Below are 8,073 nucleotides of genomic sequence, written 5' to 3' on the forward strand. Positions count from 1 at the left end.
GTGGATGCGGCGCGCTGCGACGCCTGTGAGCTTTTCGAGATCGGCGGCAGAACCGAGGCGGCTCCCTCAGGTCGCTAAAATAGACCCTGGCTAACGCCTCTGCCTTCATGTCCAGGTCGACCTCAGCATAGATGTGCGTGGTGTCCAATGACACGTGGCCCAGCCAAGTGGATCGTGTTGATGCCGACACCGGCGCGCAGCAGGTGAACCGCCGGTGTATGCTGTATGTGGGCTCACGCGCTTCGTCGCCAACATCGGCACCGCTTCGCTCGCCATAGTGGCATATTTCGTCGCGAGACGGTGTATTCCGAAGCGCCTCAAAGGCTGGTTCGTCCGCCCGAGAAAGGACCGCTTCGTTCTTATTCCAGTCAGCCACAAGACGGATCAACGAGGTTGCCATCGTTGGCCACAATGGGCAGATTCGGAAACTTGTTTCCTCTGCCGTGAAGTCCAGTCGCCGGCGTATGCCCCAGATACCATGCTTGAAGTGCCTCGCTCACAACAGCGATCCCTCGTTCATCGCGACAACACAAGGGATGGGCCAAAGGCCATCCCTTGTGTTGTCCTATTCTGCGTAGCAGTCGAATGTCTCGACCTCGACCACGCGACCGTACCACCAACGTCCGGTGGCCTCGCTGGCGTCGCTCAGGTCCTCCATCGCGGTTGCATTCATCGGGGTTGTGTTCATGGACTTTCTCCTGACTAAGCTGACCGGCCCGTTGCCGCCGTTTGGAGTCTAGCGTTCTGATATCAAATAGGGCTTTTATATTTTGGATATAACGTCAATCGATGCAGAAGACTTGACGCGGCTTCGACGCGGCGCTGATGACCAGTCACTTGGGCAAACTTCGTGAGATCTTTACAATCGCCGCCGTACACGAAGCCGCCTCGCTAGGTGCACGTGGTGGCATTGATCTGGACCGCTCGCGTAGCTTCCGCATGAGCTGCCTTTTTAGTCGACCGTGAAGAATTGAGATTTCAGGCCGGGATGAACCGCATTTGGAGGCCGAGCTGAGCGAGGATTTGGCAGAGCAAAAGGCTCAGCCAGCGGAGGAGGCGCCGGAAGTTGTAGCCGGCGGCGGCGAGGACGGCGTTGGTGGCATCGCCGGCGCGGTGCCAGAGGTAATTGCGGCCCATTCGATGCTCGGACTTGAGATGGCCGATGACGGGCTCGATCGCCGAGCGTCGGCGCAACTCACGTTTGATCTTGGGCGTCACCCGCCGCTTCTGGCCTGATGTGAACACCCTGAATTTGTATTCTGGTGGTGCATTGTGGCCGCAGTAGCCTTTGTCGCCAAGAAGGCGCTCGATGATGTTGCCAATCAGCGCTTCCATCTCGGGGATAACGGCTTTGAGCGTATGGCCATCATAGGGGTTGCCGGGCAACGCCTTCACGTGGGTGACGAACTGGCCGCCCTTGGTGCGCCAACGTGGTGGCGATGGAGACCTTGACCCCGAACTCGTAAGGCCGGTGCGCCTTGCCCTTGCCGATGCACTCCACCTCCGGGGCGTGCAGCGAATAGACCTTGGGGCCACGCTGGCGCTGCTGTTGGTCAAGCACCCGTCGCGCCAGTGCCAGCATCCGTCCAAGCGCAATCTTCCCGAGCAAGTCGGCGTTGCCGTCAAGCTTGCGGGCGATGTCGCGGATGACGCGGCCGAGATAGGTTCGAAGCTTCCCTAAGGCTCGGTTGGCTCGCTTGAACTGCTTGGCGTGGGCGTAGCGCTGGTGCTTGATCAGCGCGAACTTGCCCACCCGCGCGTAGGACTGGCGTACCTTGATGTCGTAGCGCTTGGCGAGCCGCACCAGGATCTCGCGGGCGCGGTTGAGAAGCCTGGCGTCGGTCGGGAACATCACGTTCTTGGGCTGCACCGTGGTGTCGACGATGACGCGGTTGAGGTCGGACGGTTTGATCGCCTCGGTCTTGGTGGCGACCGAAAGGCTCTCCTGCAGCAACGCTTGCAGCTTCTCCTCGCCCATGCGCTGGCGCCAGCGTGTCAGTGAGGAGCGGTCAAACACCAGGCGATGCTGGAAGAACTCCTCGCCGCAGAAGAACTGGTAATAGGGGTTCTCCACCCAGCGCTCGCACAGCACTTCATCGGAGAGGTCGTAGGTGTGCTTGAGGATGGCAAGTCCGGCCATCAGCCGCGTCGGAAGCGGCGGTCGGCCCGGCTTGTCCTCGTAGACCGCGCCGAACCGTTCCTCGAGGAACGACCAGTCGATCGTCCGCGCCAGCTTCACCAGCGCATGGTTCATGTCGATGATCGCGTCCAGCCGCGAGCGCAGAAGATCGGCCTGTCCGCTGTCCCGTCGTTCCTTGGGTCGCATCGTCCCCTCCGATGCGACCACGGAATCATGACCCGTGATTCGAGGGAATCGCAAAAATGAAATTGCAAGCTTTGCGGCCTTCAAATCCAAAAAGCTTGCAATTTCAAATGTCGTCCTCTCCGGAAAATAGACTCCCGCTCAAGAGGTTGGGAGATTCTTCACGGCCGACTTTTTAGTTTGCGCGCTACCTGCCGTGAAAGGTCTTCAAGACCGCAAGGGTATTTTGATCGCAGCGCTTCGTATTGGCAACCCGTCACATCGCGACACAAAATTTGCTCTTCCTGCCGCCCTACAGTCCGGACCTCGATCCGATCGAGCAGGGCTTCGCCAAACTCAAACACCTGATCCGAGCCGCCGAGCCTCGCCATGTCCAGGCAACTTGGCGAAATCCGGCGAGCTCCTGATCTTTTCTTTAAGGAGGAGTGCGCCATCTATCTCTAGAACTCAGGGTATGTTTCCGTATAAGAACATCATACTCTAAATTGCACGAGGCCAATCCCCCCGCCGCGCTGCAATCAGGATGACAGTGGCTTCCCAGCCAGATTGTCGCGCCACACATCCCGCTTCCGGTTGATGGCCTTGATGTCCCCAGCCAAGGTCAGGATGGCGTTGCTGGTGAGTTCGCTGCCGTGTCGCTGACCACCATCTTCGGCTTTGCCACGCTTAATCACCAGCCGCTCCAGTTCCCGCGCCCCAGGTGCCGGAAAGCAAGGTGTCGGCCACCAGCGCCAGGCAGTCGCGCGTGCAATCATCGACCACGGCCAGGATGCGGAAGCGGCGTCCATATGTTGGAATCCTGCGTAATGGCGCGAAAAACACTGACTTTCTGCGCCATTTGACGCCTTTTTTGCAAGATTGCAGGAAAACAAACTGCTATCCCGATTAAAAAAGGTCGTCCAAGTAAGGAGATTGCTAATAAGGGCCGGTGTTTCCAAAAAACTATGCGCGGCGCTGCGCTCCCCCTGTGGGATAGAAACGGGCCTTACGCCTGGAACCGTACGCGAATATGTGGCGGCCGGCCGGAGCGTGGCAATCGAAACCAATGCCGGCGCTGGCATTGGCGCACGCACGGCTGGTGCAACGATTCTGGACTCCGCCCGCGAGGTATTTGCATCGAGCGAGATGATCGTAAAGGTCAAGGAGCCCCAGCCTTTCAAACGGGCGCAACTGCGAGGGAACCAGATCCCCTTCACTTACCAGCATCTTGCGCGTTTTTTCCGCAACTAAGACTTACAGAGCTGAGCAAATAACCGCATGACGATCATCTATAGCGAGCCTGTATTTGCAACGGCGCGGGAGCACTCCATTTTAGGACTCGGCCCTATCGGCGAGATCATCGCGGCCGAGCGCCACGGCCCGGACGCGCAGCGGGACGTCGCCCGCCGCGTGATTGAGCAGAAGCTGGAGAGTCTCTACGCGCGCTGCGCCGCCGTCGAGGACCTGCCTTTCCGGGTGAGCTGCGGCCTTTCGGGCGCTCTGCCGGCTGCGCTCTGCGGCGAGGGCGCTCCATGAGGATCGACTGCGAGGTCCACGCCTTCCGCCGAGAGGCCCGGCGGACCGCGCCCATCGTCGACGGCGCCTTGGAACAGCTGGAAGGCGCCGCGCGCGCCTGCGCGATCACAGGGGTGGTCCTGATCCAGCCCGCCTTCCTGAACGGCGACCCGACGGAGCTCTTCGCCCAGGCGAGGCAGGCCCGAATGCCGGTGAGACTCATTCCGCCCCTCGTGCAACCGCTGGCGCCTGATGTCCTAGAGGAGTGGGGCCGATCAGGTGCCGCGGGTTTGGCGCTAACCCTCGACGAATCCGATCCACTCGCCGAGTCACTCGAGGCTGTCCTTCAGCTGGGCCTGCACTTGGAGGTGTCCGGTGGCGTCGAAGGACGTGAGCGCCTGGCAGAGCTGCTCCTGGCTGACGGCCATCGCCTGGTGTTCCGAGGCTTCGGACTTGCGGACAGCGCCCGCGATCCCGCCTGGGATCCGCGCCTGGACCGGCTCATGGCGCTCGCTAAGGGCGCCGAGGCGTGGGTCAAGCTGTCGGGGATCGGGCGCGTCCCAGATGGCTGGGCCCAGGCAGCGGCGGGTAGGATGCTGGGGGAGATCGGGCCGGAACAGTTGCTCTGGGGGTCGGAGTGGCCGCACGTGACGGCCGACCACGCCTATGCGCCATCCTATTCGGAGACCTTGGAGCGGCTTGAGGAACTCGTCCCAGATGAGGACGCCCGAGGGCGGATCCTCGGCGAGACGTCTGCTGCCCTCTACGGCTTTCGGCAACTCGGACCTGTAGACCTGCGGAAATAACGAAATGAGTATCTCCACGGCGGGCCCGTGTTCAGGGCTCCGGTGGCGCCGAAAAAAACTCCGCTTGAGGGGAGTCGGCTGATCGAGGCGGTCCATCAAGGCTTTCTAAGAACCTACATGGCAGTGCGCGTAGAACCAGTAGAGCGCAACAGGCAGGCCGGCACCGGCGTAGGTTGTGCTATGGATGCAGAAATGCAGACGACGGGTGGAGATTAGGGGCTGCATGCCATGTTTGATCAATTTCCAGTCTTCGAGGTTTTCTTAAAACAGCGCGGGCGAACGTGGTTATGGTCGGTCTGCACGAGCGAAGGCACGCTGGTAATGACGGGTTCAAGAAGCAGCCGATCCGCTGCGAGCTATGAAGCCAACAGGGCGCTTTTTCTATTGCTGCTGAGCGCGCCGTATCGTTCGCGCCTTTCGGCTCGAGCGATCCAAGCTCACCAAGAGGCTCGCCCTCGGCGCTCGCTTCCGCCCAAACTTTAGAGCTACGTGACCTTCAAGAAACGGCCCGCTCGTAAGCCGTTCCCGTCCGCAGCCCCTAGATTGGCCAGCGTTCGGCGCTTGCTAAAGGCTCCCCTGATCCATACTCGGTTTATTCTCAGTCGAAGCGACGCAGAACCCCCACAGAAGACGATCGGCACGATCTCCTGGGCTCGGAAAAAAAACTTCACTTGAGGGGAAGCCGGCAGATCGAGGCGGCCCATCAAGGCTTTGTCAGAACCCACACGGCAGGCCCGTAGAACCAGTAGCCGCTGGCGGAGGCCCACAGTGAGAGGGTCCTGGGAGGACACGTGCATCCTTTACTTTAACTGCATTGACTCGGAGTTAACGTGACCTAGACAGTGCGCCGATTCTGGGGATTGTGCGTTTTGGTCCTCAGAAATCCAGAGCGACTTTCAAGCGAGCTTTCTCTAGGCGATGCCCGAGTGCAGTGAGCCTGCTAGCGAACTCGGTCAATTCGCGAAAACCGAATTCACCAAAGCGAACTCATCGAGTGCTTCCTGTTGTACTGCGAGGCTCGCAAGATGCTTGTAAGTCTTGTCCGTCAGCAACATCTGTACGCGAGCATCGCTTGTGGAGGGCTTGGCCTTTTTTCTCTCGCAGCTTTGATTGGTCCGTGACGAATGAAGAGGTCGACGTGCATCAATAGGTTAACTTGAACACCGTTTCCTGTCCAAGTCCGCCAAAGGCCATCAGGATCATCCACTGTCGCCCAGTGATGCCAAGTACATTAGCCCGGAATTGGCGAAGTTCCTCCAGACCACATTGATGGATCTGATCTCCCACGGAATCGCCTGACCACCTTCTGACTCTCAGCAGAGCTACTCACCCAGCGCTCTTGCTAGGTTAGGCAAATCCGGCGGAATCGTATGTCAGCGTTTCCATCCTTGGCTTGTTTCCCCTTAGCGCAGATTAAGAATAGGGAAAATGCCGCCGGAGGAAGCAGATCAAATCGTTCGTACGCTTCGAACAAAAGTGAAGCGTCACGAATACAGCGACGGAATAAAGACGCCTTCCGTACGTTGTGTACAGACATATTCCTTCGGCTTCGGGCTCGGCCGATATCGAATCGGGGCGCTAAGATTTCGCGCATCTTGATCAGATAATGGCCACTACGGCACTGCAACGACCTGCAGAGCCGTTCGCACGAATCCATCGCCAAATCAGAACGGTCCATCGCATTAGTTAATCTCTGTCACCGGTTTATTGCTTCCCAACGATACTGGGGCGGCACAAACGAGTTCCGCCTAGGATTAGGGGCATGGCATTTCGAACTAAGTGCGTTGGCGGAGGGTCTTCCTGTGCTCCTCCAGCTCGGCTGCGCGCCCTCGTGGGCGTGTCTCGAGCGACCTACGAGGCCGGACGGATCCTTCGCCAAATGCGCTGCGAGGTCATTGGGAAGTACGGCGATTTTTTTCAAATGGTAGAGCCGGAATGAGCCCGCTCGAAAGCATCTTCCAGGAATTCATCGATGCGATCCAACCAACGCGGATGAATTCGAGCGTGTCGCAACGCGGCTAACACAGAGACTGGGCTTTCAGCGATTTGCCTATCTGCGCCTGACCGGCGAGACGCCGATGTTGATCTCTTCCTATCCAAAATCCTGGACCAGCCGGTACTTCGAGCTTGGATATCAGCAGCTCGATCCTGTGGTGCGCCGCGCGCGTGCCGAGCACGCGCTGTTCAGCTGGGGAGGCGAGGCGTTAGCCCTGGCCGGAAACCGCGAGCAGCGCCGGTTCTTTGATGAAGCGACGACCTTCGGGATTAGATCAGGCATCACTGTGCCGATCACGGGCGGATTTGGGCGGATGGCCGCATTTACCCTGGCGACGGGCGACCGCGACGTTCACCCGGAGTGGCTCGTGGCCGACTGGAAGGATCTCGTGCAACTCGTCGGGTTGTATTTTCATAGTCATGTCGCCGCCAGACTTGACATACCCTCTACCGGTAAACTCGCGGCAAGTGAACTCACTCAGCGCGAGCGCCAATGCCTTGCATGGACCGCGCAGGGAAAAACGGTCGCGGATATCGCAGTGCTGGTCCAGATTGCGCCGCGCACTGTCGTGTTTCATCTTGAGAACGCTCGCCGCAAACTAAGTGCAGTATCTATTGCCCAATGCGTCGCCGAGGCCATGCGACGCGGTTTGTTGTCCTAATCATCCACACCCTCCGATTTCGCGAGCGAGATGCACAAGAGACCTGACGCGCGTCTCGCCAACCTGATCTACAGCTCTGTGCCATCGGTCGATCTGGGTGTTGAGTATCTACATGGATCGCGCACGCTCGTGGTTCCCGACGCGAACGGGGTTGTCGGTGGAACAGCTAACCGTATTCGCGGCATGGTCCTTGTTCGCATCTAGCCACCATGATGCTTGAATATCACCCATGAACGCTCTCTTACGAGAGAGCGTCATTGATAGGAATAAGCAAGGGAATAATCGGGCCTCGACAAGGCTTGAAGGAGACCAAAATGGTTCGTTGTCATTGAAACGGGTATCGAACGAAAACTTCTCTTCGTTACAGCCAGCTAGGATTCAACAAACAGGTTGATGCGGCTACCGCAATACAGTGTGAGTAGCGGTGTTCCTTCGGCGCAAAATCTCAAGACCTATCTTTCAAAACTGGCTCATGCAATGTCGTTTTAGGGGTGCCGCGATGGTCTCATGCGCATTAAGCGGCTTCCGGAAGGGCGGCCTTTTTACAAAGGCGGACTAGCCAACGGCAAAAAGCACGAGCGATTTCGGGATTGTCACTGCGGTCGACCGAATAGGCCCGATATTGCATGCCGCTGGGAGTACGTGACCCTGGTATCACCTGTAGAACGCCCCCGCGCACCAGATCGCCGACAATAATTTCGGGCGCTACCAAAAGGCATTTTCCAGTCATGACCGCTGGCAGAGCAAGGTAATTGTGATCATATCGCGCCCCCGACCTTATGTCTTTAGAGGT

At 58.7% G+C, this 8,073-nt stretch carries 5 protein-coding genes and 3 pseudogenes; 4 read left to right on the plus strand and 4 right to left on the minus strand.

Annotated elements, in window-relative coordinates:
- Positions 1–565: 565 nt before the first annotated feature.
- The 3 genes and pseudogenes from CP49_RS48780 to CP49_RS33680 all read right to left on the minus strand — a co-directional run.
- Positions 566–688 carry a hypothetical protein gene (locus CP49_RS48780; protein WP_276326865.1) on the minus strand — a complete coding sequence of 41 codons (123 nt, stop codon included), beginning with the start codon at positions 686–688 and terminating at the stop codon, positions 566–568.
- A 290-nt stretch (positions 689–978) separates the two neighbouring features.
- Positions 979–2,326, minus strand: a pseudogene (locus CP49_RS33675) (IS5 family transposase).
- A gap of 599 nt (positions 2,327–2,925) precedes the next feature.
- A pseudogene (locus CP49_RS33680) lies at positions 2,926–3,109 on the minus strand (IS3 family transposase); the annotation flags it as partial.
- Between the two features lie 168 nt (positions 3,110–3,277).
- On the opposite strand from CP49_RS33680, the pseudogene CP49_RS33685 reads away from it, so the two are divergent.
- The 4 genes and pseudogenes from CP49_RS33685 to CP49_RS33705 all read left to right on the plus strand — a co-directional run.
- Positions 3,278–3,535, plus strand: a pseudogene (locus tag CP49_RS33685) (hypothetical protein); the annotation flags it as partial.
- A gap of 45 nt (positions 3,536–3,580) precedes the next feature.
- Positions 3,581–3,838 (plus strand): hypothetical protein, encoded by a 258-nt coding sequence (locus CP49_RS33690; protein WP_057854437.1) that lies wholly within the window; start codon positions 3,581–3,583, stop codon positions 3,836–3,838.
- Positions 3,835–4,623: an amidohydrolase family protein gene (locus CP49_RS33695; RefSeq protein WP_057854438.1), complete on the plus strand. Its 789-nt coding sequence runs from the start codon at positions 3,835–3,837 to the stop codon at positions 4,621–4,623. Before CP49_RS33690 ends, CP49_RS33695 begins: the two co-directional genes overlap by 4 nt.
- A gap of 1,964 nt (positions 4,624–6,587) precedes the next feature.
- The gene (locus CP49_RS33705; protein ID WP_276326866.1) at positions 6,588–7,280 is read left to right on the plus strand and encodes a helix-turn-helix transcriptional regulator; all 693 of its coding nucleotides are present in this window, start codon (positions 6,588–6,590) and stop codon (positions 7,278–7,280) included.
- 514 nt (positions 7,281–7,794) lie between these two features.
- Here the strand turns inward: CP49_RS33705 and CP49_RS46760 are convergent.
- Positions 7,795–8,073 (minus strand): type 2 periplasmic-binding domain-containing protein (locus CP49_RS46760; RefSeq protein WP_476695636.1); only part of this gene is annotated, 279 nt, incomplete at its 5' end.

Source organism: Bradyrhizobium valentinum, from assembly GCF_001440405.1.
In the GTDB taxonomy this organism is placed as follows: domain Bacteria; phylum Pseudomonadota; class Alphaproteobacteria; order Rhizobiales; family Xanthobacteraceae; genus Bradyrhizobium; species Bradyrhizobium valentinum.

Excerpts from the sequence above, each read along its gene's own strand:
- CP49_RS33690 (WP_057854437.1), top strand. The coding sequence starts at position 3,581 with ATGACGATCATCTATAGCGAGCCTGTATTTGCAACGGCGCGGGAGCAC.
- CP49_RS48780 (WP_276326865.1), bottom strand. The coding sequence starts at position 688 with ATGAACACAACCCCGATGAATGCAACCGCGATGGAGGACCTGAGCGAC.
- CP49_RS33695 (WP_057854438.1), top strand. The coding sequence starts at position 3,835 with ATGAGGATCGACTGCGAGGTCCACGCCTTCCGCCGAGAGGCCCGGCGG.